We start from the raw sequence: 22,562 nt of genomic DNA on the forward strand, positions 1-22,562 counted from the left end.
AAACCGGGGGTCCTGCGTAGGCTACCCTACCAAGCACTTGCTAGGGAGGCCGTGATGACGGAGACCGTCCCGGCGGCGCTCGACGCCGCGGCGGAGCGGTTCCCCGCGCGTGAAGCACTGGTGGACGGCGACGTCCGGCTGACCTGGCCGGAGCTGCTCTCCCGGGTGCGGCGGTGCGCGAACTTCTACGCCGCCGCGGGGATCGGACCGGGTGACCGCGTCGCGGTCTGCGCGCCCAACACGTGGCACTGGCCGGTCGCCGCGCTCGGCGCGCACTACGCCGGCGCGACGCTGGTGCCGATCAGCACCCGGTTCACCGCCCGGGAAACCACCGACATCCTGACCCGCGCCAAGGTCTCGGCCCTGGCCGTCACCGGGACTTTCCTCGACACGGACCGGCTCGCGGACCTGACCGAACGACCGCCCACCGTCCTGCGGATGCCGGTCGAGGGCCCGGAAGACCCGGTCGACGGCGTCACCGAGTGGGACGCGCTCGACGGCTTCGACGACACCTTCACCAGCCCCGCGCGGCCGGACGACGTCAGCGACATCCTCTTCACCTCCGGCACCACCGGCCGCAGCAAGGGCGCGATGTCGTCGCACCGCCAGGCCCTGGGGGTCGCCGCCGCGTGGGCCGCCTGCGGCGAGCTGAGCGAGCACGACCGCTACCTCGTGATCAACCCGTTCTTCCACAGTTTCGGCTACAAGGCCGGGATCCTGGCCGCGACGCTCCACGGCACGACGCTCGTGCCGCAGCGCACCTTCGCCGTCGCCGAGACCCTCCGGCTGATCCAGGACGAGCGGATCTCCGTGCTGCCGGGCGCCCCGACCATCTTCCAGGTCCTGCTGGACGCCCCCGAGCGGCCGTCGTACGACCTGTCGACGCTCCGCTTGGCCGTCACCGGCGCGGCGACCGTCCCGGTGGCGCTCGTCGAGCGGATGCAGGCGGAACTGGGCTTCGATCTGGTCCTCACCGCGTACGGGCTCACCGAGGCCGTCGTGGCCACGATGTCCCTGCGCACCGACCCGCCCGACCTGATCGCCCGGACCGTCGGCCGGCCCACCGCCGGGTTCGAGGTCCGTCTCGGTGACGCCGGCGAGGTACTGCTGCGCGGGCCGAACGTGATGCTCGGCTACCTCGACGACCCGGCCGCGACCGCCGAGGCGATCGACGCCGACGGCTGGCTGCACACCGGGGACGTCGGCGTGCTCACCGAATCGGGGCACCTGCGGATCGTCGACCGGATCAAGGACATGTACATCTGCGGCGGCTTCAACGTCTACCCGGCCGAGGTCGAGCAGGCACTCGGCTGGCTGGACGGCGTGGCCGAGGCCGTCGTCGTCGGCGTGCCGGATCAGGTCTACGGCGAGGTCGGCAAGGCCTACGTCCGGCCGCGGCCCGGCACCACTCTGTCCATTGAGGACGTCCTGAACCACTGCCAGGCCAACCTGGCGAACTACAAGCGGCCCCGGCACGTCGAGTTCCGGGACGAGCTGCCGCGCACGCCGTCGGGCAAGGTGCTCAAGCGAGTTCTGCGAGAGGAAGGGCATGACCGAACCGTCTGAGGTGACCTACGAGCGGCGCGGGCCGGTCGCGGTCGTCACCCTGAACCGGCCCGAGTACCGCAACGCGCAGAACTCGGCGATGACCTACGCGCTCGACGCCGCGTTCACCAGGGCCGTCGACGATGCCGAGGTCAAGGTGATCGTGCTGGCCGGCGCGGGCAAGCACTTCTCGGCCGGGCACGACATCGGCTCGCCGGGCCGCGACGCCGACGTCTCGTTCGAGCGCAAAGCGGTGATGTGGTGGGACCACGTCGACGCGGCGGGCGGTGACCAGCGGTTCGCGCGGGAGTCCGAGGTGTACCTGGGGATGTGCCGCCGCTGGCGGGAGATCCCCAAGCCGACGATCGCCTCCGTGCAGGGCGCCTGCATCGCCGGGGCGCTGATGCTGGCCTGGGTGTGTGACCTGATCGTCGCGTCCGACGACGCGTTCTTCGCCGATCCTGTGGTGCGCATGGGGATTCCCGGTGTCGAATACTTCGCGCACCCCTGGGTGCTCGGCCCGCGCCGGGCCAAGGAGGTCCTGTTCACCGGTGAGCGCTTCACCGCCCAGCAGGCTCTCGACTGGGGCATGCTCAACCGCGTCGTCCCGCGCGCCGACCTCGAAACCGAGACGATGGCGCTCGCGGAGAAGATCGCCGAGATGCCGCGGTTCGGGCTCGCGCTGGCCAAGAAGGCCGTGAACCAGGCCGAGGACCAGATGGGCCTGCGGTCCGGAATGGACAGTGTGTTCGGGCTGCACCACTTCGCGCACGCGCACAACGCCGAGACCTCCGGCGACTCCCTGGCCGGTCTGGACGCCCGGTCCATGCGGGGTCGCTGATGGACCTCGACCTCTCCCCCGAAGCTCAAGCGTTCCGCGACGAAGCCCGCGCCTGGCTGACCGCGCACGTCCCCGCCGAACCGCTCCCCTCGTTCGACACGCCGGAGGGCTTCGCCGCCCACCGCGAGTGGGAAGCCGAGCTGGCCGACGCGCGCTGGTCGGTGGTCTCCTGGCCGGCCGAGTACGGCGGCCGCGACGCGAGCCTCCTGGAATGGGTGCTGTTCGAGGAGGAGTACTACGCGGCCGGCGCGCCGCTGCGGGTCAACCAGAACGGCATCTTCATGCTCGCGCCGACGCTGTTCTCCCACGGCACGGACGAGCAGCTGGCCCGGATCCTGCCGAAGATGGCCCGCTCCGAAGAGGTCTGGGCGCAGGCCTGGTCCGAGCCGGAGGCGGGCAGTGACATCGCGGCGCTGCGCAGCACGGCGTCGCGAGTGGACGGTGGCTGGGTCCTCAACGGACAGAAGACGTGGAGTTCCCGGGCCGCGTACGCCGATCGCGCGTTCGGCCTGTTCCGCAGCGACCCCGACGCCGAACGCCACCGCGGCCTGACCTACCTGATGGCGGACCTGCGCACCGGCGGCGTCACCGTGCGCCCGATCCCGCAGCTGGACGGCGAGCCGGGGTTCGCCGAGATCTTCTTCGACGACGTCTTCGTGCCGGACGCCGACGTCATCGGCGAGCCCGGCGCGGGCTGGAAGGTCGCGATGACCACGGCCAACAACGAACGCGGCCTGTCCCTGCGCAGCCCCGGCCGGTTCCTCGCGGCCGCCGGCCGGCTCACGGCCTTGTGGTCGTCGGCGGGCCGTCCCGAAGCCACCGCGGACCGGGTCGCCGACGCCTGGATCGGCGCCCGCGCCTACCAGCTCTACACCTTCGGCACGGTCACCAAGCTCGCCGAAGGCGGGCAGCTCGGGCCGGAGTCGAGCGTCAACAAGCTGTTCTGGTCGCACCTCGACGTCGAGCTGCACGAGACGGCGCTCGACCTGCTGGGCCCGGACGCCGAGCTGCACGGCCGCTGGAGCGACGGCTGGCTGTTCTCCCTGGCCGGGCCGATCTACGGCGGGACCGACCAGATCCAGCGCACCATCGTCGCCGAACGCCTGCTCGGCCTGCCGCGGGAGGATCGATGAGGTTCGGGCTGACCGGCGAGCAGACGGCGTTCGCCGCGTCCCTGCACGACCTGCTGTCCACCACCGACGACTGGCCGAAGCTGGCCGAGCTGGGGGTCACGGCGCTCGGCATCCCGGAGAAGCACGACGGCCTCGGCGCGTCACCGGTCGATCTCGTGGTCGCGTTCGAGGCGCTGGGCCACCACGGTGTTCCCGGGCCGTGGACCGACACCGCGGCGGTGCTGCCCGCGCTGCTCGACGACCCGGTGCTCGCCTCGGTCGCCGCCGGCGAGACCCGGGCGTCGGTGGTCTTCACCCCGCACGTCCCCTACGCCCTCGACGCGGACACCGCGGACCTGCGCGTCCTGGTGGACGGCACCCGCTTGCAGACCTTCACCCCCGGCCGCGCACTGTCCTCGGTGGACCCGACCCGGCGGCTGTTCGAGGTCGTCCCCGGCGACGACCTCGGGCCGGCGCTGGACCCGGCGCGCGCGTTCGACCTCGGTGTGCTGGCGACGGCGGCCCAGCTGCTCGGCGCCGGGAACTGGCTGCTCACGACGTCGGTCGGCTACGCCGGTCAGCGCCGGCAGTACGGCTGCGAGATCGGTAAGTACCAGGCGGTCAAGCACCTCCTCGCCGACGTCGTCACGGCGCTCGAGCTGGCCCGGCCGTTGCTGTACGGCGCGGCCGTGACCCTCGCCCCGGAAGACGTCTCGGCGGCGAAGGTGGCCTGCGGCGACGCGGCGTTGCTCGCGGCCCGCACCGGACTGCAGGTGCACGGCGCCATCGGCTACACCGCCGAGCACCCGCTCGGCCGCCGGCTACTGCGGATCCGTGCCCTGACCACGGCCTGGGGCACCGCCGCGGTGCACCGGCGTCGGGTCCTGGCGGCGGTCGGATGACGCCGGAACAGGACGAACTCCGCGCCACCGTCCGGAAACTCCTGGAACGGGAGGCCGCGCCGTGGCCGGCCCTCGTCGACATCGGCGTCCCCGCCCTGGCCATCCCCGAGGAGCACGGCGGGCTCGGCGCCGGGCTCACCGAACTCCGGATCGTCGCGGAAGAACTCGGCCGCGTGCTGTCCGACGTCCCGTTCCTCGGCTCGGCCGTCGCCGCCCGGGCGGTACTCGCGACCGGTGACGAGCAGCTGCTCCCCCGGCTCGCCGAAGGCGCCGTCGCCGCGCTGGCCTGGACCGGCGAGGACGGCCGCTGGGAGGCCGCCGCGTGCCGAGGTGATTTGTCGACTGTGGACGGACGGGCGCACTACGTCCTGGACGGCGACACCGCTTCGATTCTCCTGGCCGTCGCCGAAGACGGACTGTACGAAGTGGACCCCGCCGACGCCGTCCGCGAGCACGTCCCTTCGCTGGACGAGACCCGGCACTTCGCCACCGTGACGTTCGACCACGCGCCCGCCCGGCGGCTCGGCCCCCTGGATCCGGGCCCGGTCCGGGACTTCGCCTGCCTCCTCCTCGCCGCCGAGCAGACCGGCGCGGCGGCGCGGGCCCTCGAGCTGACCGTCGAATACACCAAGCAACGCCACCAGTTCGGGCGGCCCATCGGGAGTTTCCAGGCGCTGAAGCACCGCATGGCCGACCTGCACGTCCTGGTCGAGACGGCCCGCTCGGCCGCCTACGCGGACCTGCCCGCGGTCGCCAAGGTGCACTGCTCCGAGGTGCTCTCGGAGGTGGCGGCGGAGATGATCCAGCTGCACGGCGGGATCGCGATCACCTGGGAACACCCGGCGCACCGCTACTTCAAGCGCGCGCACTCGTCGGCCCTGCTGTTCGGCGCGCCGCACCACCACCTGCCCCGCGTCCGCCCCAGCTGAGCACGCGTGCTGCCCCGGCGGTCACACGTTCCGCTATACCAGGTCACCGGGTAGGGCTGGCCCCCCGAAGTACCCACCGGCGCGCAGGCTTCCGGGCGGTGGCGTGCGCGCGAAGACTCGGGGACGTGACCACAGACAACCTCGTGCACACCAGCAGCGACTTCGCCCGGCTGAGCCACCGCATCTCCGCCGCCGGCCTGATGCGGCGCCGTCCCGGCTACTACACCGCCCGGATCGCCGTCGTGACCACGCTGTTCGCCGCCGGCTGGGTCGCCTTCGCCTTCCTCGGGAACTCGTGGTGGCAGCTGGGCGTCGCCGCGTTCCAGGCCGTGCTGTTCGGCCAGATCGCCCTGCTCTCCCACGACCTCGCGCACAAGCAGGTGTTCCGGCGACGGCGGCCGACCGAGATCGCCGGGATGATCGCGGGCAACCTCGGTGTCGGCATGAGCTACGGCTGGTGGATGGACAAGCACACCCGCCACCACGCCAACCCGAACCACGAGGAGCTGGACCCGGACGTCGACCCGGACATCCTCGTCTGGTCGAAGGACCAGGCCCGCGCGGCCCGCGGCGTGCCCGCGTTCATCGGGCGCCACCAGGCTTTCCTGTTCTTCCCGCTGCTCACCCTCGAAGGCCTGAACCTGCACTGGTCCGGGATTCGCGCGGTGCGCAAGCCGGGCCTGCGCCGCCGCGGGGTCGAAGCGGCACTGCTCGCCACGCACTTCGTCGTCTACTTCAGCGCGTTGCTCACGGTGCTGTCGCCGGGCATGGCGCTGCTGTTCTTCGCCGTCCACCAAGGACTGTGGGGTGTCTACATGGGATCGATCTTCGCGCCCAACCACAAGGGCATGCCGACGCTGACCGGCCGCCCGGAGCTCGACTTCCTCCGCAAGCAGGTGCTGACCTCCCGCAACGTCCGCGGCGGCGCGGTCGTCGACGTCGCCCTCGGCGGCCTCAACTACCAGATCGAGCACCACCTGTTCCCGAGCATGCCGTCGCGGCACCTGCGCCGGGCGCAGCCGATCGTCCAGGCGTACTGCGCCGAGCTGGGCGTCCCGTACCGGCAGACGAGCCTGGTCGAGTCCTACCGGCAGGCGCTCACCCACCTGCATGAAGCTGGGGCGCCTCTCAGGAACCGTTCGTAGACTCGGGGCATGAGGAAGACGATCGCGGCCCTGCGAGACCTGCCGGCGGCGTTCGGCGCGAAGGCCGCCGGCGCCCGAGCCGAGCGGGTCCGCCGGTCGCCGCAGTTCGACGGCAAGGTGTTCCGCAACGTGGCGCCGCGGCACCCGATGACCGCGGCGTCGATGAGCACCATCTTCCGCGAGATGTTCTTCGGCACCGACCGTGAGCTGCGCAAACCCGCGGGCGTGATCCCGCTGGTCCAAGACGCGCCGGTCGAGACGGGCGCCGGCCTGCACCTGACCTGGTACGGCCACGCCTCGACGCTGGTCGAGCTGGACGGCGCCCGCGTGCTGCTCGACCCGGTGTGGAGCGACCGGGTCTCCCCCGCGACGTTCGCCGGCCCGAGGCGGCTGCACGAGCCGCCGGTGCCGCTGTCCGGGATCGGCCGGGTCGACGCCGTCGTCATCTCGCACGACCACTACGACCACCTGGACCTGGCGACGATCCGCTCGCTGGTGACGTCGACCGACGCCCCGTTCCTGGTGCCGCTGGGGGTCGGCGCGCACCTGGAGCGCTGGCACGTCCCGGCCGACCGGATCATCGAGCTGGACTGGCACGAAGACGCGACGGTCGCCGGTGTCCGGTTCGTGTCGACGCCGGCCCAGCACTTTTCCGGCCGCGGCATCACGAACGACGACACGCTGTGGACGTCCTGGGCCCTGATCGGCCCGGAGCACCGGGTCTTCTACACCGGCGACACGGGCTACTTCGACGGCTTCGCGAGCATCGGTGCGGAGTACGGACCCTTCGACGTCGCGCTGGTCCAGATCGGCGCGTACGCCCCGCAGTGGCCGGACATCCACATGACGCCGGAGGAGGGCGTCGCGGCGGGCCTCGACGTCCGGGCGAAACTGCTGGTCCCGGTCCACTGGGCGACGTTCTCCCTGGCGATGCACCCGTGGGGCGAGCCGGCCGACCGGGTCTGGCGCGAGGCGAAGGCGGCGGACATCCCACTGTCGGTCCCCCGCCCGGGCGAGCGGATCGACGTCACCGAGCCCCCGCCGGTCGACGGCTGGTGGCAGGCCCTGTGAAGCTGAAACTGGACCTCCACGACATCTACAACCGCGGCGGCGAGATCGACAAGGCGCTGCAGGGGATCATCAACGAGGCCGTCGCGAAGAAGGCGCCGCTCGTCGAGATCATTCCCGGGAAGGGGTCCGGGCAGCTGAAGAAGCACGTGCTACGGTTCCTCGAGCGCAAGGACATCAAGGCGCTCTACCACCGGATCGAGAAGGACAAGGACAACTTCGGCCGGGTGTTCGTGCACTTCCGCTGGAAGTGACTCAGAACCGGCTGTCGTGGCGGGCTTCGGCCCAGGCACGATCCCAGGCCGCCGAGCGGAGCCGGTCCAGGACGAACCGGCCGAGGCCGTAGAGCGCGGCCAGGCCGCCGGTGACGCCGACCCAGAGCAGGATCGCCGCGAACACGCCGTCGGCGGCGGAGGTGGACGCCGACAGCGGCTCGGTCGTCAGCTCGCCGCGCTGGTCCAGCCACACCGGGACGTGCGTGCCCTTCGGGCTGCCGGAGTCGGCGAGGACGTCGCCGGTGTGCCGGGTGCCGCGGGCGTCGAACCAGGCCGCGGGGACGGTGGTCTGGTCAGCCGGGGCGCCGGCCCCGTCGGTGCTGTAGGTCTGGGTGGGGGCCGCGGCGAGCGCGATCGCCGTCGCCGGGTGCCGGGAGGCGCTCTCCTGCTCGGCGCGGGCGGTCTGCGCGGCGTAGGTGTCGGAGCCGAACGCGGCGGCGAACGGGAGGGCCAGCAGCGCCCCCGCGATCACCAGCCCCAGCAGCGCGGCTTCGACGCGGTCGCCGAAGCGGGCGAGCGGGTTGCGGCCGGGGAACAACCGGCGCCGGAACCGGGCGATCCGACCTCGCATGCGCGGCACTCCTCCCCGGGAAACACGACTCTGCGGCTCCAGTGTGCGCGCGAGGTGTCGTCTTTCTCTCGTGAATGGGACGCGGCCCACCTGTGAACCGGTGCACAACCACCCGGTCGAGCTACTGTGCCGATGGTTACCGATCCGACCACAGCCACGGCCGATGGCTTCACCTCAACGGTTACGTGCCGCACGGGGGGGGCGGCCTACCTCTGGCCAGATCGGTAACTGGCCGCGATCGCCGACAACAATGCGTGAGCGATTTCCGGCCCGTCGACGTCGGTGTGCCCGTGCACGAACCGATCGGCCTGCAGGTTGTGCGGCACGCCCGGGTGCCACGCGTAGCTCCCGCCGGCCGGCAGCAGCTCGGCCGTGACGGCTTCGGGGGTGTCCCGTGCGCCGTCGCGCGCGAGGCACCCGTGCTCCAGCCCCGTGATGCGCGACGCGATCTCGAAGGCGACGCCGGCGACCAGGTCGTACGCGGTGTGCGTGACGAGGATCGGGCCGGTCACGACGTGCCGGTCGAGGACCTCCCGGAACGTCCCGCCCTCGGCGAAGGCGTGGTGCGAGAGGGCCGCCTGCAGCAGGGTGAGGGTGCTCAGCGAGGCGGCCGGCCGGGCCTTCGCGGCCGCGGTGACCAGCCGGGCGCCGAACCCGTGCCCGGCGAGGTGGACACGCAGGCCGGGCCGGGCGAGCGCGCCGAGCAGCGGCGCCAGCCCGCGCTCCCCGACGTCGCCCGCGCGGGTCTTCAGCTCGTAGTAGGTCAGGTAGTCGAGCAGCTGCCGCGCGGCCTCGACGAACCCGGACGCCGGCTTCGCGAGCCGGTCCATCACGGTGCCGCCCGGCAGGGTCAGCAGCTGCGTCGACGCGTCTTCGACGTCCTGCGCGCCGGGCGCGGCGACCGACAGCACGGCGGCCGCGAACGCGGTGCGCGCGGTCGCCCGGGCCGGCAGCGCCGGGACGAGGTCGGCCGCGGCGTCGATGGTGGACCCGTGCTCGGACCGCAGGGTCCGCAACAGGTCCAGCCGCGCCTCCAGGCCGGTGGACGCGGCGTACCGGCGCGAGGGCCACAGGACGCAGGCGAGCGCGATCGGGCGGCCGCCGGACACCGCGCGCAGCGACGAGGCGAGGGCGGCGTACAGCTCCCGGGCGGTGGCCGGGTCGTCGTCCCAGCCGTGGCTCAGGACCACCAGGTCCGTGGTCGCGCGGTCCGCGGCCAGCTCCCGCACGGCCGCGCCCTCGTCGCCGGCCGGCCGGCCCGCGCGGTCGAACCCGACCTCCGCGGCCGGGAAACCGGACAGCTGCACGGGCTCCTCCTCGAGCGGGCGACGCCCGTGAAGTCGCTCCCGCGCGCGCCCTTGTTACATCCGTCCACAGTGGACGTCAACCCGGGCTTATCCTTGCCGGGCAGGCCGAATGGTGATTTCGCCGATTTCGACGTCGTCGGGCTGCTCGATGGCGAACGCGATGGCGCGGGCCACGGCGTCCGCGCCGATCCCGAGGGTGGCCATGGCCTCCTGCGCCTGCGCCCGCCGTCCGGGATCCTCGATGTGGTCGACCAGTTCGGTGTGCACGAACCCCGGCGAGACGGACGTCGTGCGCAGGACGCCGTCGGTGGACTCCTGGCGCAAGGCTTCCAGCAGCGTGCGCACCGCGTTCTTCGTCCCCGCGTAGACCGCCTGCGTCGGCACGATCTTCAAGCCCGACGTCGACACGGTGGTGACGAAGTGCCCGCAGCCCTGCCGCCGGAACACCGGCAGCGCGGCGGCGATGCCGTGCAGGACACCCCGCAGGTTGACGTCGATCATCGCGTTCCAGTCGTCGACGTCGAGGTCCGCCACCGGCGCCGTCCGGGCGACGCCGGCGTTGCCCACCAGGACGTCGAGGCGCCCGAACCGGTCCACCGCCAGCGCCACCAGCTCCTCGACGTCGGCGCGCCGGGTGACGTCGACCGCCAGCACCTCCGCGCGGCCACCTTCGGCCCGGATCCGCGCCGCGAGTGTGTCGAGCCGGTCGGTGCGCCGGGCCCCCAGCACGACCGCCGCGCCGCGACCCGCCAGCTCCAGTGCCGTCGCCGCGCCGATCCCGCTGCTGGCGCCGGTGATCGCGACGACCTTGCTGCCCAAAGTGCCCATCACAGCTCTCCCACGTTAAGCTGACAACTGTCCGGTTACTCCTCGAGCATACCGGACAGTTGTCCACTTTGCTGTGAGGGAAGGCTGGTGGCGTCGTGGCCACACGAGAGCGCCGGTCGGACGCGGTCGCGAACCGCGACCGGATCGTCGAGGCCGCGCGGGCCGAACTGAGCGAGTCCAACGGCGCGGCCGCCGACCTGAAGCTGCACCGCGTCGCCAAGGCCGCGGACGTCGGGCAGGGCACGCTCTACCGGCACTTCCCGACCCGCGAGCACCTGCTGGCCGAGGTGTACCGGTACGAGCTGACGCAGCTCGTCGACGCCGTGGCCCCGCTGCTGGCCGAGCACCCGCCGCTCGCGGCCCTGACCGCCTGGCTGGCGCGGCTGGTCGAGTACGCCCGGGTCAAACGCGGGGTGATGGCGGCGATCGAGGCCTCGGCGTGGCAGGACCTCTACGCGGACCACCACCACCGGCTCGACCAGGCACTGGAGCTGCTGCTCGACCGCGGGAAGGCCGCCGGCGAGATCCGCGCCGAGGTCGACGCGGCGGACGTCATCCTGCTCCTGGGCGCGTTGTCGCGGGTGCCGGAAGCGGAGTGGGACGCGCGGGTGCCCAAGATCGTGACGGTGATCGTCGACGGTCTCCGCAGGCGGTGACGCCGGTTCAGAGCCAGTCGTCCGGGCGGGGCCACGGCATCAGCGCGGCGAGGGCGTCCCGGGCCGGTTCGGTGACCGAGTACCGGCCGCGGTGGAACAGCAGCGGCCGCGCGTCCGACGGCGCGCCCAGCGCCGTGACCCGCCCGATCACGACGTAGTGGTCGCCGGCCTCGTGCACGGCTTCCAGCTCGCAGTCGATCCAGGTCAACGCCCCGTCGAGCAGCGGCGCCCCGGACGGCGCGGGGGTCCAGCCGAAGCGGGCGAACTTGTCCTCGCCGCGGGCGCCGAACACCGCGCTGACCTCCTGCTGGTCCTCGGCCAGCACGTTCACCGCGAACCGGCCGGCCGCGGCGAGCACCGGCCAGGTGCGCGAGGTCCGCGACGGGCAGAACAGCACCAGCGGCGGGTCGAGCGACAGCGCCGCGAACGACTGGCAGGCGAACCCGGCGAGCGTGTCGCCGTCGCGGCCGGTGACCACGGTGACGCCCGTGCAGAAGTGGCCGAGGACGCCGCGGAACGCCGTCTGGTCGACGGCCATCGCCGTCACGGCGCGCCGGGCGGCCGGGCGCCGACCGAGAAGTCGTGGCCCCACAGGGAAACCGCCGTGCTCTCGCGGGCGATCCAGTTCTCGTCGTCGACCTGGCGGCCCTCACAACCGAACTCGACGTCGAACCCGCCGGGGGTCTTCATGTAGAACGACAGCATCAGGTCGTTGACGTGCCGGCCGAGCGTCGCCGACATCGGCACCTTCCGCCGGATCGCGCGGTCCAGGCACAGGCCGACGTCGTCGGTCTGCTCCACCTCGACCATCAGGTGCACGATCCCGCTCGGCGTCGGCATCGGCAGGAACGCCAGGCTGTGGTGGCGCGGGTTGCAGCCGAAGAAGCGCAGCCACGCGGGCGCACCGTCGGCGGGCCGGCCGACCAGCTGCGGCGGCAGGCGCATCGAGTCGCGCAGCCGGAACCCGAGGACGTCACGGTAGAAGCGCAGGGACGCCTCATCGTCCTTTGTAGACAAGACGACATGGCCGAGGCCCTGCTCGCCGGTGACGAACCGGTGCCCGTACGGGCTGACCACGCGCCGGTGCTGCAGCGCGACGCCGTGGAACACCTCCTGGGTGTTGCCGGACGGGTCGTCGAAGCTGATCAGCTCGTCGACGCGGCGGTCGGCCAGCTCTTCGGGCGTGCCCTCCTTGTAGGGCACCGAGGCACTGTCCAACCGCGACCGGATCTCGGCCAGTTCACCGGCGTTCGCGGCCTCCCAGCCGGTCCGGTCGAGCCGGTCCGCCGAACCCGGCGTGATGACCAGCCGGGCCGGGAAGTCGTCCATGCGCAGGTAGAGCGCGTCGGGGTTCTGCCCCTTGCCCTCGACCATGCCGAGCACCTTGAGCCCGTACTCGCGCCACGCGGCCATGTCGGTGGCTTCGATGCGGAGGTAACCCAGTGACCGGATGCCCATCAGGAACTCCCGAGGAAGTCGAGGGCCAGCCGGTTGAATTCGTCGAACTTCTCCAGCTGGGCCCAGTGTCCGCAGCCGCCGAACACGTGCAGCTGCGCGCGCGGGATGGTCTTCAGCGCGACCAGCGCGCCGTCGAGGGGGTTGACGCGGTCCTCGCGGCCCCAGATCAACAGCACGCGTTGGCGCAGGCGGTGGGCCTCGCGCCAGAGCATGCCCTCTTCGTAGGTTTCGGGCTGGGCGAACGACATCCCCATGGCCCGCATCGCGGCGAGCGACTCGGGGGTGTTCGCCGCGGCGAACCGGTCGTCGATCAGCTCGTCGGTGATCAGCGCCTGGTCGTGGACCATGATGCGCAGGAACGCTTCCATGCGCTCCCGGCTGGGTTTCGCGCCGAACTTCCCGAGGTTCTTGACGCCTTCGGTGGGGTCGGGCGCGAACATGTTGACGCTCAGCCCGCCCGGCCCCATCAGCACCAGCCGCCCGGCGCGCTTGCCGTGGTTCAGCGCCAGCCGGACCGCGGCCCCGCCGCCGAGCGAGTTGCCGATGAAGTGGGCGGTTTCGACGCCGAGCGCGTCCATCAGGCCGACGACGGCGTCCGCGCTGTGGCGGAAGTACTGCGGGTGCTCGGTCGGCTTGTCCGAGCGGCCGAAGCCGGGCTGGTCGACGGCGATCGTCCGGTAGTGCTTGGCGAGCACCGGCAGGTTGCGCCCGAAGTTGCTCCACGCGGACGCGCCGGGCCCGCCGCCGTGCAGCAGGATCACCGTCTCGGCGTGCTCGGCGCCGGACTCGTGGTAGTGCAGCTTCAGACCGCCCGCCTGGACGTACTTTCCTTCCGGAGAAGCCATCAGTACATCGCGTTCTCGACGGGGAGCCCGAAGACCCCGGTGCCGTACATGACGTAGGCGCGCTCGGCGTCGTTGGCCGCGTGCACCCGGCCGGCGTGCGCGTCGCGCCAGAAGCGCTGGATCGGCGTGCCACGCTGGATGGCCCGGCCGCCGGAGTTCTCGAAAAGGCGGTCGATCGCGCTGATCGCGCGCTCCGTGCCGCGCACCTGGTCCCGCCGGACGCGCAGGCGAAGATCGCTCGGCAGGCGCTCCTCGCGCTTGGCCATTTCGTACAGCTCGTCGATGTTGCGGGTCAGCTGCAGCCACGCGGCGTCGATCTCGCTGGCGGCCTCGGCGATCCGCACCTTGGCGAACGGGTCCTCTTTGGACTGCTCACCGGCGTACGCGGCGCGCACCCGCTTGCGCTGGTGCTCCACGTGCGCGTCGTAGGCGCCCTGGGCCATGCCGATGATCGGCGCGGTGATGGTGCTCGGGTGCACCGACCCGTACGGCAGCCGGTACAGCGGCCCGGGGTTGACGGCCTGCCCCGGCACCTTGCACTTCGACGTCGCGATGAAGCTCAGCGCCCGGTGCCGCGGGACGAAGACGTCCTCGACGACGATGTCGTTGGACCCGGTGCCGCGCAGCCCGACCGTGTCCCAGACGTCCACAATGGAGTAATCCGAAATGGGCAGCAGGTACGTGCAGAAGTCGACCGGCTTGCCGTCCTTGAACGCCGGCCCGCCGAGCAGCACCCACGTGCAGTGGTCGCAGCCGGACGAGAAGCTCCAGCGGCCGGAAAGCCGGTAGCCGCCTTCGACGACCTCCGCCTTGCCCATCGGGGCGTACGACGAGGAGATCCGCACGTCCTCGTCGGCGCCCCACACCTCTTCCTGCGCCTGAGCGTCGAACAACGCCACGTGCCACGGGTGGACGCCGAGGATGGAGGCGACCCAGCCGGTGGACCCGCACGCGCTCGCGATCAGCTTCACCGCGGTGTAGAAGCTCACCGGGTCGGCTTCGAAGCCGCCGTACGGCTTCGGTTGCAGCATCTTGAAGAACCCGGTCTCCTGCAGGGCCTTGACGGACTCCTCGGGGACGCGGCGCGCGTCCTCGGTGTCCTGGGCCCGTTCCCGCAGGACCGGCAGGAGGTCCCGGACCCCGGCGATCACCTGCTCGCTCATGCGTGTTCCTCTCTCGCGGTCACTCCCGCAAGACTAGAACACGTTCTCGTTTTTGTCGAGAACACCCTGGGCCAGGGCCGAGTTGATCCCCGCCCTGCGGCCGGAAAACACGCAGTCGGCCAGCGAAAGACCGCTGACGTAGGACCTGGAACAGATTCCCACCGCGGTGCGCCCGGCGGCGTACAACCCGCGGATCGGCGGCCCGTCCACACTCCGGACGGCGCCGGTGTCCTCGTCGACGACCAGGCCGCCGAGGGTCAGCATCGGCGTCGGGTACCCGAGGTTGGGCCGCACCGAGACGTCGATGAGCGAGAACGGCGGGTTGTCCAGGCGCCGGGCGAACTCGGCGGGCTTGCCCATCGGGTCTTCGGCGCCGTGGTAGGCCTCGACGCTGGCACGCAGCCCGGCGGCGTCGATCCCGGCCTTGCGCGCGACCTCGTCGAGCGTCGATCCGACGACCCGCCCGCGCCGCAGGAGGTAGCGCAGCTGCAGGCCCTGGAACCACTGGCTCTGTTTGCTCCCGTCGCGCCGGGCCTCGGCGACGATCGGCGCGTCGACCAGCAGCCAGCCCTTGCCGTCGTGCTGCTCGATCAGCCGCTCACCGACCGCGGCGCCGTAGCGCGACTCGTCGATGATCCGCCGGCCACCGGCGTCGACGATGATCCCGCCGAGGAACGCGCTCGGCGGCGTCACGAACCGCCACGCCGAGATCCGGCCCAGCTCCGCGGTCGCTCCCCCGGCCTCGACGCCCATCCGGATGCCCGAGCCGTCGTCGGCAGCCGTCCCCAGCGGCAGGCCACCGCGGTAGGCGGGCGCGTGCTCGCGGGCCATCTCGCGGTTGGCGATGAAGCCACCGGCGGCGAGGACGACCCCGCGGCGGGCGGTGATCCGCAGCTCGCGGGCGTGCGCGCGTTCGAGCCGTTCGACCCGCCGGTGCAGGGGTTTCCGCACCGACGGGACGTAGATGCCGGGCTTGGCGGAGTACTGCGCGAGCCGCTGGTGCCGGGCCTTCACCGAGGCGGACGCGTTGCGCAAGGTGTCCACGACAACCCCGGTGACCACGCCCTGATCGATGATCAGCGAACGCACCCGCGTCTGCGACAGGACGCGGATACCGCGCCGGCGTACAGCTTCGGCCAGCCGGGTCATCAGCATCTTCCCGGACGTGCCGGGGCCCTTGACGCGGTGGCCGCGCGGCGCCGGTTCCGCCGCGTCGCGGAAGCCGCCCGCGGCCTCGCTGCCGGAGTAGTACAGGTAGTACTTGTCGCTCGGGTACGACGTCTTGTACGGGCAGAGGCTGCCTTCGAACGGCACGCCGTTGCCTTCCAGCCAGGTGATCATCTCGCGGCTGCCCTCGCAGAAGCGCCGCAGCGTCTTTTCGGAGACGACGTCCCCGGCTTCGAGGCGCAGGTAGCCGTACATCGCGTCGACGGAGTCGCCGACGCCCGCGTCCTGCTGCTGGCGGGTGCCGCCGCCCGCGTAGACCACGCCACCGCTCACCGCGCTGGCGCCACCACCGGCGAAGCGCTCGACGATGACGACGTCCGCACCGGCGTCGGCGGCTTCGAGGGCGGCGCACGCGCCGGCCGCCCCGAACCCCACGATGACCACGTCCGCGACGAGTTCGTCCATGGTCGTCACCCTAGAACTGAAACACGTTCTCGTCTATGGTGGCCGAAAGCGGCTCCCAACTGGATACTCGTCTCGTGGAACACGTTACAGGTAACGGTACAAGTGAGGTGGCATGACGGAGCAGTTCGACGTCGTGGTGGTCGGCAGTGGCGCCGCCGGGATGACCGCCGCGCTGGCCGCGGCCCACCGCGGCCTGAGCGTCGTCGTCCTCGAGAAGGCCGCGCACTTCGGCGGGTCCACCGCACGCTCCGGCGGCGGGGTCTGGCTGCCGGGCAACCACGCGCTGCGGGCCGCCGGGATCGACGAGCCGCCCGAGCGGGCGCGCGAGTACCTCGCCTCGATCGTCGGGGACGTCGTCCCGGCCGTCCGGCGCGACGCGTTCCTCGCCCACGGCCCCGAGGTGCTGCGGTTCGTCTGCGACCACACCCCGCTGAAGTTCCGCTGGGTCCGCGACTACAGCGACTACCACCCCGAGGCGCCCGGCGGGCGGCCCGGCGGCCGGTCGGTCGAGCCCGTCGCGCTCGACGGCCACCTGCTCGGCGACGACCTCGCGCACCTCGAACCGCCCTACAGCGCTCCCCCGCTCGGCGTCCCGATCACCCAGGCGGACTACCGCTGGCTGAGCCTGCTGGCCCGGCACCCGCGCGGCGCCGTCCGGCTGCTGTCGCTCGGCACGCAGTGGCTGGTCGGCCGGCTCCGCCGGCAGCGGCTGCTGGCCATGGGGCAAGCGCTTGCGGCCGGCCTGCGGATCGGCCTGACCAGGGCGAACGTCGACGTCCGGCTCAACACCGCGCTGGTGGACCTGCAGGTCGAGGGCGACCGGGTCACCGGCGTGGTCACCGCGCAGGGAACCGTCGAGGCCCGGCGCGGCGTGATCCTCGCCAGCGGCGGCTTCGAGCAGAACCTCGAGATGCGCGAGAAGTACCAGCGCGCGCCGATCGGCGTCGACTGGACCGTCGGCGCCGCCGCCAACACCGGCGACGGCATCACCGCCGGCCTCAAGCTCGGCGCCGCCCTCGACCTGATGGACGACGCCTGGTGGGGCCCGACGCTGCCGCTCACCGGCGGCCCGTGGTTCGCGCTGGCCGAGCGTTCGCGGCCGCGGTGCGTCATGGTCGACGCGCGCGGCGAGCGGTTCGTCAACGAGTCGGCGCCGTACGTCGAGGCCGTGCACGCGATGTACGGCGAGGGTGACGGCCCGGGCGAGCACATCCCGACCTGGCTGGTGTTCGACCAGCGCTACAAGGACCGGTACATGTTCACCGGCATCGGGCCGCGCCAGCCGCTGCCCGGCCGCTGGTTCAAGGCCGGGATCGCGGCGAAGTCGTCTTCGCTGGCCGGGCTGGCCGAGAAGATCGGCGTCCCGGCGGATGGTCTCGAGGCGACCATCGAGCGGTTCAACGGCTTCGCGCGCAACGGCGTCGACGAGGACTTCCAGCGCGGGCTCAGCACGTACGACCACTACTACGGCGACCCGCGCAACAAACCCAACCCCAGCCTCGGGCCGCTCGACAAGGCGCCGTACTACGCGGTGAAGATCGTGCCGGGCGACCTCGGCACCAAGGGCGGCCTGCGCACCGACGAACACGCGCAGGTCCTGCGCGAGGACGGCTCGGCCGTGCCGGGGCTGTACGCGGCGGGCAACGCCAGCGCGGCCGTGATGGGCCGCACGTACGCCGGGCCGGGCGCGACCATCGGCCCGGCCATGGTGTTCGGCTACCTTGCGGCGACGCGGCTGGCCCACGAAGATCACAGGACCACGGGAGGCGAGCAATGACGCAAGCAGCCGACGCTGTCCGGACCATCTACGCCGGCGAGCCACCGGCCCGGTTCGCCCGGGGCTGGCACTGCCTCGGCCTGGCCGAGCGCTTCCGCGACGGGAAACCGCACGCCATCACCGCGTTCGGCACGAAGCTGGTGGTGTTCGCGGACTCCCACGACGAGCTGCACGTGCTCGACGGCTACTGCCGGCACATGGGCGGCGACCTCACCCAGGGCACGGTCAAGGGCGACGAGGTGGCCTGCCCGTTCCACGACTGGCGCTGGAACGGCAAGGGCAAGTGCGTCGCGATCCCCTACGCCAAGCGGGTTCCGCTGCGCGCGCGGACGCGCTCGTGGACGACGCTGGAGCAGAACGGCCAGCTGCTCGTGTGGCACGACCCCGAGGGCAACCCGCCGCCGGAGGGGCTCGCGATCCCGCGGATCGAGGCGGCCTACAGCTCCGAGTGGAGCAACTGGACGTGGGACTCGATCCTCATCGAGGGCTCCAACTGCCGTGAGATCATCGACAACGTCGTGGACATGGCCCATTTCTTCTACATCCACTACGCGTACCCGACGTACTTCAAGAACGTCTTCGAAGGCCACATCGCGACGCAGTACCTGAACACCAAGGGCCGCCCGGACATGGGCATGGCGTCCAACTACGGCGGCGAGGACAACCTGCTGCGGTCGGAGGCGTCGTACTTCGGGCCGTCGTACATGATCAACGACCTGGTGAACTCCTTCCAGGGCTACGAGATCCAGAGCGTGCTGATCAACTGCCACTACCCCGTGACGCCGACGTCGTTCGTGCTGCAGTACGGGATGAAGGTCAAGAAGCAGGACGGGCTTTCGGACGAGCACGCCGACAAGATCGCGGCGAAGCTGGCCAAGGGCATCGGCGCCGGGTTCCTGCAGGACGTCGAGATCTGGAAGCACAAGACGCAGATCGAGAACCCGCTGCTGTGCGAAGAGGACGGTCCGGTCTACCAGCTTCGCCGCTGGTACCAGCAGTTCTACGTCGACGCCGCCGACGTCACCGACGACATGACCCGGCGCTTCGAGTTCGAAGTGGACACTTCCAAGGCGAACGAGGCGTGGGCGGCCGAGGTGGCGGAGAACCTGGCCAGGCAGAAGGCGGAGGCCGAGGTGTGAGCACGCCGGAGACCGTCGAGTTCCTCACCGGCGGGCTGCGGCCGCACGAGTGCCGCAGCTGCGGGACCCGCGTGCTGGTGAAGAAGAACAGCATCAACCACACCAGCATCCAGTGGATCACGAACGCCGCCGAGAGCTGCCCGGTGTTCGCCGACGCCGAGGGCCCGACCGCGTTGCTCGACACCTGCCCGAAGCTCTCGGACAGCATCGACGACGCGGTGCGCGAGGGCACGCTGGCGGTCGCGGATGGCTGAGCGGGTCTACACCCTGACGGTCGCCGACGTCGTCGTCGAGACCCCGGACGCGCGCTCGGTGGTGTTCGAGATCCCCGGCGAGCACGCGTCGGCGTTCACGTATTCGGCGGGGCAGTTCCTGACGCTGCGGATCCCGAGCGAGCGGACCGGTTCGGTGGCGCGGTGCTACTCGTTGTCGAGCGCGCCGCACGAGAACCGCGTGCAGGTGACGGTCAAGCGCACCGACGGCGGTTACGGGTCGAGCTGGATCTGCGACGAGCTGCGGGCCGGGATGACCCTGGACGTGCTGGCGCCGGCCGGGGTGTTCACCCCGTCCTCAGTGGACGAAGACTTCCTGCTCTTCGCCGCGGGCAGCGGGATCACGCCGGTGATGGCGATCCTGAAGACCGCGCTGGAGCAGGGATCCGGGCGCGTGGTGCTGGTCTACGCGAACCGCGACGAGCAGTCGGTGATCTTCGCCGGCGAGCTGCGCTCCCTGGCCAAGCGCTACGGCGACCGGCTCGTCGTGGTGCACTGGCTGGAGAGCGTCCAGGGCCTGCCGGACGTCGCGCAGCTGCGCGGGCTGGCTTCCGCGTTCACGGCGTACGAGGCGTTCCTCTGCGGTCCGGCGCCGTTCATGGCGGCCGTGCGGGAGGCGCTCGGGCAGCTCGGCGTGCCGCGGGAGCGGGTGCACATCGAGAAGTTCACGTCGCTGTCGGGCAACCCCTTCGAATCCGCGGAGCCCGAGCCTGTCGAAGAATCGGACGAGGCTCCCGCGTCGCTGACCGTGACGCTGGACGGCGAGACGCGGTCGATGGCGTGGCCACGCCGGCGCAAGCTGCTGGACCACCTGCTGGAGGCGGGGCTCGACGCGCCGTATTCGTGCCGCGAGGGACAATGCAGTGCGTGCGCGTGCCGGATCGAGTCGGGCGAGGTGAAGATGCTGCACAACGAAGTCCTCGACGCCGAGGACATCGCGGACGGCATCGTGCTCGCCTGCCAGTCGCTGCCGGTCACCGACGACGTCTCGATCAGCTACGAATAGGAGCACCCCGTGCCCATCGATCCCGCCGTCGCCATCGGCGCCGAAATCGGGGAAGTGAGCTTCGCCTGGACGTCGTCGGACGTGCTGCTCTACCACCTGGCGCTGGGCGCGGGCCCGGAGGAGCTGCGCTACACGTACGAGCGTGACCTGGTGGTCGTCCCGACGTTCGCGACGGTCGCGGCCAACCTGCGGGTGTTCGAACCGCCGGCCCTGTCGTTCCCCGGGGTGGAGATCGACCTGGCGAAGGTGCTGCACGGCAAGCAGGAGATCACCCTGCACGGGCCGATCCCGGTCGAGGGCGAGGCGGTGGCCCGCTCGCGGGTCGCGGACGTCTTCGACAAGGGCAAGGCGGCGGTGATCGTCCAGGAGGTCGACGTCACGTCGGCCGACGGCCGTCCTCTGTGGACGGCCCGGTCGAGCATCTTCGCCCGCGACGAAGGCGGTTTCGGCGGCTCACGCGGGCCTTCGGACCGCATCGAGTGGCCGACCCGCGACCCGGACTTCGTCCTCGACACGCCGACACTGCCGCAGCAGGCGCTGCTGTACCGCCTGTGCGGCGACCGCAACCCGCTGCACGCGGACCCGGCGTTCGCCTCGGCCGCGGGCTTCCCGCGCCCGATCCTGCACGGGCTGTGCACGTACGGCGTGGTGGCGCGGGTCCTGATCAACGAGTTCCTCGACGGCGACCCGTCGCGGGTGCGCTCGTTCGCCACGAAGTTCGCCGGGGTGGTGTTCCCGGGCGAGACCCTGCGCACCCGGATCTGGCGCGGCGACGACCGCCTGCTGGTCAGCACGTCGGCCGTCGAACGCGAGGACGCGCCGGTGCTGACGGACACGGTCCTGACGTTCGCCTGAGGGTCCCTGCCCCGGGGTGGTCCACGTCACTCCTGTCCAGGTGGTGATCGCCCGGTCACCGGCGCGCTACCGTGGACGGGAGCGACCTCGGGAGGACGGAACACGATGCCGGAATACTTCGTGGTGCGGGGCACGGTCGAGCACGGTGACGAGCGCGGCCGGGAGCTGGGCTTTCCCACCGCCAACATCGCTCTCCGTGACCAGGACGGGTCCGTCGGGGACGGCGTGTGGGCCGGCTGGGTGCAGCGCGGCGACGGCACCCATGTCGCGGCGGCCGTGTCCGTCGGGCGGCGGCCGACCTACTACGGCGCCGACGGCTACCGGCTGCTCGAAGCGCACCTGCTGGAGTTCGCCGGCGACCTCTACGACGAGACGCTCGTCGTCTGGCTCGGCGCCCACCTGCGCGACCAGCAGGCCTACTCCTCCGCCGAGGACCTCATCACCGCCCTGAAGAACGACATCGCCGTCGCGACGCAGTGGACCGCCGAGCACCCCGCCGCCTCGCTGCCGGAACCCGGGGACAGCCCGCTCGGCGAGGTCCGGCACATCCCCGGATAGTCACGTCTTGCATGGTCACAGGGCCGCCGCGAGCAGCAGGTAGCCCATCCCGGCGCCCATCACCACCCGGCAGGCCGCGCGCGACGCGTGACCCGACGCCGCCGCCACCGGGCCCCGCACCATGAGCACGCCCGTGCGCGCCGCGTCGAAGACGAAGTAGGCCGCCGCGGCCACCGCGACCAGGGGCGCGGCCAGCCGGGCGTCCATTGTGGACATCGTCAGCCACGGGCCGTGCCCCATGCCGTCGTGCGGCATCGCCGTGACCATGTAGAGCATGGCCGCCGCGGACAGCGCGTGGTGCGCGCAGCCGGACTCGCGGCCGCGCCACCACGCGAGCGCGAACCAGCCCGCCGTCAGCACCAGGACCGCCTGCCAGCCGGCCGCCGGGATCGGGCCGCCGACCGGCGAGAGCATCGCCACCATCGCGACGACGAGCAGCAGCTCGGCCAGGTCGCCGTTGCGAACGCCGTGGCCGAGGCGGACGTAGTCGAGGCGGACCAGCCGCAGCAGGCAGGGCAGCGCCAGGGCGGCGAACACCACGGTCAGCGCCCAGTCCACGCCCGCCATCACGCGACGGCCGGCGGCTCGGCGGGTTCACGCATGGCGGCCTCACTGTGCGTCGCGAATGGTCCCTCCACCGTGACATCCGGCGGGGACGCACACCAGCCGTCAATGAGG

At 71.9% G+C, this 22,562-nt stretch carries 24 protein-coding genes; 15 read left to right on the forward strand and 9 right to left on the reverse strand.

The window, feature by feature from the left end:
- The first annotated feature begins 54 nt into the window (after positions 1–54).
- The 8 genes from ACGFMK_RS14125 to ACGFMK_RS14160 all read left to right on the forward strand — a co-directional run bounded on the left by ACGFMK_RS14125 (position 55) and on the right by ACGFMK_RS14160 (position 7,796).
- Positions 55–1,566 (forward strand): FadD3 family acyl-CoA ligase, encoded by a 1,512-nt coding sequence (locus ACGFMK_RS14125; RefSeq protein ID WP_392762045.1) that lies wholly within the window; start codon positions 55–57, stop codon positions 1,564–1,566.
- Entirely contained in the window at positions 1,550–2,386 is an 837-nt protein-coding gene (locus ACGFMK_RS14130; protein ID WP_392762047.1) for an enoyl-CoA hydratase, read from the forward strand. Before ACGFMK_RS14125 ends, ACGFMK_RS14130 begins: the two co-directional genes overlap by 17 nt.
- Positions 2,386–3,519 carry an acyl-CoA dehydrogenase family protein gene (locus ACGFMK_RS14135; protein ID WP_392762049.1) on the forward strand — a complete coding sequence of 378 codons (1,134 nt, stop codon included), beginning with the start codon at positions 2,386–2,388 and terminating at the stop codon, positions 3,517–3,519. Before ACGFMK_RS14130 ends, ACGFMK_RS14135 begins: the two co-directional genes overlap by 1 nt.
- On the forward strand, positions 3,516–4,400 hold the full coding sequence (locus ACGFMK_RS14140) for an acyl-CoA dehydrogenase family protein (protein WP_392762051.1): 885 nt from the start codon (positions 3,516–3,518) through the stop codon (positions 4,398–4,400). The genes ACGFMK_RS14135 and ACGFMK_RS14140 overlap by 4 nt, the downstream gene beginning before the upstream one ends.
- Complete coding sequence (locus tag ACGFMK_RS14145) at positions 4,397–5,329, forward strand: acyl-CoA dehydrogenase family protein (protein WP_392762054.1); 933 nt, start codon at positions 4,397–4,399, stop codon at positions 5,327–5,329. The genes ACGFMK_RS14140 and ACGFMK_RS14145 overlap by 4 nt, the downstream gene beginning before the upstream one ends.
- Positions 5,330–5,454: 125 nt before the next feature.
- A complete protein-coding gene (locus ACGFMK_RS14150) occupies positions 5,455–6,474 on the forward strand; it encodes a fatty acid desaturase family protein (RefSeq protein ID WP_392762056.1) in 1,020 nt (339 codons plus the stop codon).
- 9 nt (positions 6,475–6,483) lie between these two features.
- Positions 6,484–7,545 (forward strand): MBL fold metallo-hydrolase, encoded by a 1,062-nt coding sequence (locus tag ACGFMK_RS14155; protein ID WP_392762059.1) that lies wholly within the window; start codon positions 6,484–6,486, stop codon positions 7,543–7,545.
- The gene (locus ACGFMK_RS14160) at positions 7,542–7,796 is read left to right on the forward strand and encodes a Smr/MutS family protein (RefSeq protein WP_392762062.1); all 255 of its coding nucleotides are present in this window, start codon (positions 7,542–7,544) and stop codon (positions 7,794–7,796) included. Before ACGFMK_RS14155 ends, ACGFMK_RS14160 begins: the two co-directional genes overlap by 4 nt.
- A gap of 1 nt (position 7,797) precedes the next feature.
- On the opposite strand, the gene ACGFMK_RS14165 is transcribed toward ACGFMK_RS14160, so the two are convergent.
- The 3 genes from ACGFMK_RS14165 to ACGFMK_RS14175 all read right to left on the reverse strand — a co-directional run bounded on the left by ACGFMK_RS14165 (position 7,798) and on the right by ACGFMK_RS14175 (position 10,523).
- Entirely contained in the window at positions 7,798–8,388 is a 591-nt protein-coding gene (locus ACGFMK_RS14165; RefSeq protein ID WP_392762064.1) for a hypothetical protein, read from the reverse strand.
- Between the two features lie 206 nt (positions 8,389–8,594).
- Entirely contained in the window at positions 8,595–9,695 is a 1,101-nt protein-coding gene (locus tag ACGFMK_RS14170; RefSeq protein WP_392762067.1) for a hypothetical protein, read from the reverse strand.
- An 87-nt stretch (positions 9,696–9,782) separates the two neighbouring features.
- Complete coding sequence (locus ACGFMK_RS14175; protein WP_392762070.1) at positions 9,783–10,523, reverse strand: SDR family oxidoreductase; 741 nt, start codon at positions 10,521–10,523, stop codon at positions 9,783–9,785.
- A 95-nt stretch (positions 10,524–10,618) separates the two neighbouring features.
- Between ACGFMK_RS14175 and ACGFMK_RS14180 the strand changes: the two genes are divergently transcribed.
- On the forward strand, positions 10,619–11,179 hold the full coding sequence (locus ACGFMK_RS14180) for a TetR/AcrR family transcriptional regulator (protein WP_392762072.1): 561 nt from the start codon (positions 10,619–10,621) through the stop codon (positions 11,177–11,179).
- Positions 11,180–11,186: 7 nt separating this feature from the next.
- On the opposite strand, the gene hsaB is transcribed toward ACGFMK_RS14180, so the two are convergent.
- From hsaB to ACGFMK_RS14205, 5 genes are read right to left on the reverse strand one after another with little or no spacing between them, the layout of a single operon-like run.
- The gene (gene hsaB / locus ACGFMK_RS14185; protein ID WP_323337571.1) at positions 11,187–11,717 is read right to left on the reverse strand and encodes a 3-hydroxy-9,10-secoandrosta-1,3,5(10)-triene-9,17-dione monooxygenase reductase subunit; all 531 of its coding nucleotides are present in this window, start codon (positions 11,715–11,717) and stop codon (positions 11,187–11,189) included.
- A gap of 5 nt (positions 11,718–11,722) precedes the next feature.
- On the reverse strand, positions 11,723–12,637 hold the full coding sequence (hsaC, locus tag ACGFMK_RS14190) for an iron-dependent extradiol dioxygenase HsaC (protein WP_392762076.1): 915 nt from the start codon (positions 12,635–12,637) through the stop codon (positions 11,723–11,725).
- Positions 12,637–13,482: a 4,5:9,10-diseco-3-hydroxy-5,9,17-trioxoandrosta-1(10),2-diene-4-oate hydrolase gene (gene hsaD, locus ACGFMK_RS14195; RefSeq protein WP_392762079.1), complete on the reverse strand. Its 846-nt coding sequence runs from the start codon at positions 13,480–13,482 to the stop codon at positions 12,637–12,639. The genes hsaC and hsaD overlap by 1 nt, the downstream gene beginning before the upstream one ends.
- On the reverse strand, positions 13,482–14,645 hold the full coding sequence (gene hsaA / locus ACGFMK_RS14200) for a 3-hydroxy-9,10-secoandrosta-1,3,5(10)-triene-9,17-dione monooxygenase oxygenase subunit (RefSeq protein ID WP_392762082.1): 1,164 nt from the start codon (positions 14,643–14,645) through the stop codon (positions 13,482–13,484). Before hsaA ends, hsaD begins: the two co-directional genes overlap by 1 nt.
- Before the next feature lie 33 nt (positions 14,646–14,678).
- A complete protein-coding gene (locus tag ACGFMK_RS14205; RefSeq protein WP_392762085.1) occupies positions 14,679–16,277 on the reverse strand; it encodes an FAD-binding protein in 1,599 nt (532 codons plus the stop codon).
- 112 nt (positions 16,278–16,389) lie between these two features.
- Between ACGFMK_RS14205 and kstD the strand changes: the two genes are divergently transcribed.
- The 6 genes from kstD (at position 16,390) to ACGFMK_RS14235 (ending at position 21,884) form a co-directional block, all read left to right on the forward strand.
- Positions 16,390–18,054 carry a 3-oxosteroid 1-dehydrogenase gene (gene kstD / locus ACGFMK_RS14210; RefSeq protein WP_392762088.1) on the forward strand — a complete coding sequence of 555 codons (1,665 nt, stop codon included), beginning with the start codon at positions 16,390–16,392 and terminating at the stop codon, positions 18,052–18,054.
- Complete coding sequence (locus ACGFMK_RS14215; RefSeq protein ID WP_392762090.1) at positions 18,051–19,193, forward strand: Rieske 2Fe-2S domain-containing protein; 1,143 nt, start codon at positions 18,051–18,053, stop codon at positions 19,191–19,193. The genes kstD and ACGFMK_RS14215 overlap by 4 nt, the downstream gene beginning before the upstream one ends.
- Positions 19,190–19,447, forward strand: a complete 258-nt coding sequence (locus ACGFMK_RS14220; RefSeq protein ID WP_392762093.1) for a hypothetical protein — start codon at positions 19,190–19,192, stop codon at positions 19,445–19,447. Before ACGFMK_RS14215 ends, ACGFMK_RS14220 begins: the two co-directional genes overlap by 4 nt.
- Positions 19,440–20,471 (forward strand): 2Fe-2S iron-sulfur cluster-binding protein, encoded by a 1,032-nt coding sequence (locus ACGFMK_RS14225; RefSeq protein WP_392762096.1) that lies wholly within the window; start codon positions 19,440–19,442, stop codon positions 20,469–20,471. Before ACGFMK_RS14220 ends, ACGFMK_RS14225 begins: the two co-directional genes overlap by 8 nt.
- Positions 20,472–20,480: 9 nt before the next feature.
- Positions 20,481–21,326, forward strand: coding sequence for a MaoC/PaaZ C-terminal domain-containing protein (locus tag ACGFMK_RS14230; protein WP_392762099.1), 846 nt, complete (start codon positions 20,481–20,483; stop codon positions 21,324–21,326).
- A gap of 105 nt (positions 21,327–21,431) precedes the next feature.
- Positions 21,432–21,884, forward strand: coding sequence for a riboflavin kinase (locus ACGFMK_RS14235; RefSeq protein WP_392762101.1), 453 nt, complete (start codon positions 21,432–21,434; stop codon positions 21,882–21,884).
- Between the two features lie 15 nt (positions 21,885–21,899).
- On the opposite strand, the gene ACGFMK_RS14240 is transcribed toward ACGFMK_RS14235, so the two are convergent.
- Positions 21,900–22,451, reverse strand: coding sequence for a DUF5134 domain-containing protein (locus ACGFMK_RS14240; protein ID WP_392762103.1), 552 nt, complete (start codon positions 22,449–22,451; stop codon positions 21,900–21,902).
- Positions 22,452–22,562 lie beyond the last annotated feature (111 nt).

This window comes from Amycolatopsis sp. NPDC049252 (assembly GCF_043197175.1).
Lineage (GTDB): Bacteria > Actinomycetota > Actinomycetes > Mycobacteriales > Pseudonocardiaceae > Amycolatopsis.

What these genes read in the sequence shown, in the direction of transcription:
- ACGFMK_RS14165 (WP_392762064.1), bottom strand. Translation starts at nt 8,388, where the DNA reads ATGCGAGGTCGGATCGCCCGGTTCCGGCGCCGGTTGTTCCCCGGCCGC.
- ACGFMK_RS14205 (WP_392762085.1), bottom strand. Translation starts at nt 16,277, where the DNA reads ATGGACGAACTCGTCGCGGACGTGGTCATCGTGGGGTTCGGGGCGGCC.
- kstD (WP_392762088.1), top strand. Translation starts at nt 16,390, where the DNA reads ATGACGGAGCAGTTCGACGTCGTGGTGGTCGGCAGTGGCGCCGCCGGG.
- ACGFMK_RS14225 (WP_392762096.1), top strand. Translation starts at nt 19,440, where the DNA reads ATGGCTGAGCGGGTCTACACCCTGACGGTCGCCGACGTCGTCGTCGAG.
- hsaA (WP_392762082.1), bottom strand. Translation starts at nt 14,645, where the DNA reads ATGAGCGAGCAGGTGATCGCCGGGGTCCGGGACCTCCTGCCGGTCCTG.
- ACGFMK_RS14155 (WP_392762059.1), top strand. Translation starts at nt 6,484, where the DNA reads ATGAGGAAGACGATCGCGGCCCTGCGAGACCTGCCGGCGGCGTTCGGC.
- ACGFMK_RS14235 (WP_392762101.1), top strand. Translation starts at nt 21,432, where the DNA reads ATGCCGGAATACTTCGTGGTGCGGGGCACGGTCGAGCACGGTGACGAG.
- ACGFMK_RS14125 (WP_392762045.1), top strand. Translation starts at nt 55, where the DNA reads ATGACGGAGACCGTCCCGGCGGCGCTCGACGCCGCGGCGGAGCGGTTC.
- hsaD (WP_392762079.1), bottom strand. Translation starts at nt 13,482, where the DNA reads ATGGCTTCTCCGGAAGGAAAGTACGTCCAGGCGGGCGGTCTGAAGCTG.
- ACGFMK_RS14240 (WP_392762103.1), bottom strand. Translation starts at nt 22,451, where the DNA reads ATGGCGGGCGTGGACTGGGCGCTGACCGTGGTGTTCGCCGCCCTGGCG.
- ACGFMK_RS14140 (WP_392762051.1), top strand. Translation starts at nt 3,516, where the DNA reads ATGAGGTTCGGGCTGACCGGCGAGCAGACGGCGTTCGCCGCGTCCCTG.
- ACGFMK_RS14215 (WP_392762090.1), top strand. Translation starts at nt 18,051, where the DNA reads ATGACGCAAGCAGCCGACGCTGTCCGGACCATCTACGCCGGCGAGCCA.
- ACGFMK_RS14135 (WP_392762049.1), top strand. Translation starts at nt 2,386, where the DNA reads ATGGACCTCGACCTCTCCCCCGAAGCTCAAGCGTTCCGCGACGAAGCC.
- ACGFMK_RS14130 (WP_392762047.1), top strand. Translation starts at nt 1,550, where the DNA reads ATGACCGAACCGTCTGAGGTGACCTACGAGCGGCGCGGGCCGGTCGCG.
- hsaC (WP_392762076.1), bottom strand. Translation starts at nt 12,637, where the DNA reads ATGGGCATCCGGTCACTGGGTTACCTCCGCATCGAAGCCACCGACATG.
- ACGFMK_RS14145 (WP_392762054.1), top strand. Translation starts at nt 4,397, where the DNA reads ATGACGCCGGAACAGGACGAACTCCGCGCCACCGTCCGGAAACTCCTG.
- ACGFMK_RS14175 (WP_392762070.1), bottom strand. Translation starts at nt 10,523, where the DNA reads ATGGGCACTTTGGGCAGCAAGGTCGTCGCGATCACCGGCGCCAGCAGC.
- hsaB (WP_323337571.1), bottom strand. Translation starts at nt 11,717, where the DNA reads ATGGCCGTCGACCAGACGGCGTTCCGCGGCGTCCTCGGCCACTTCTGC.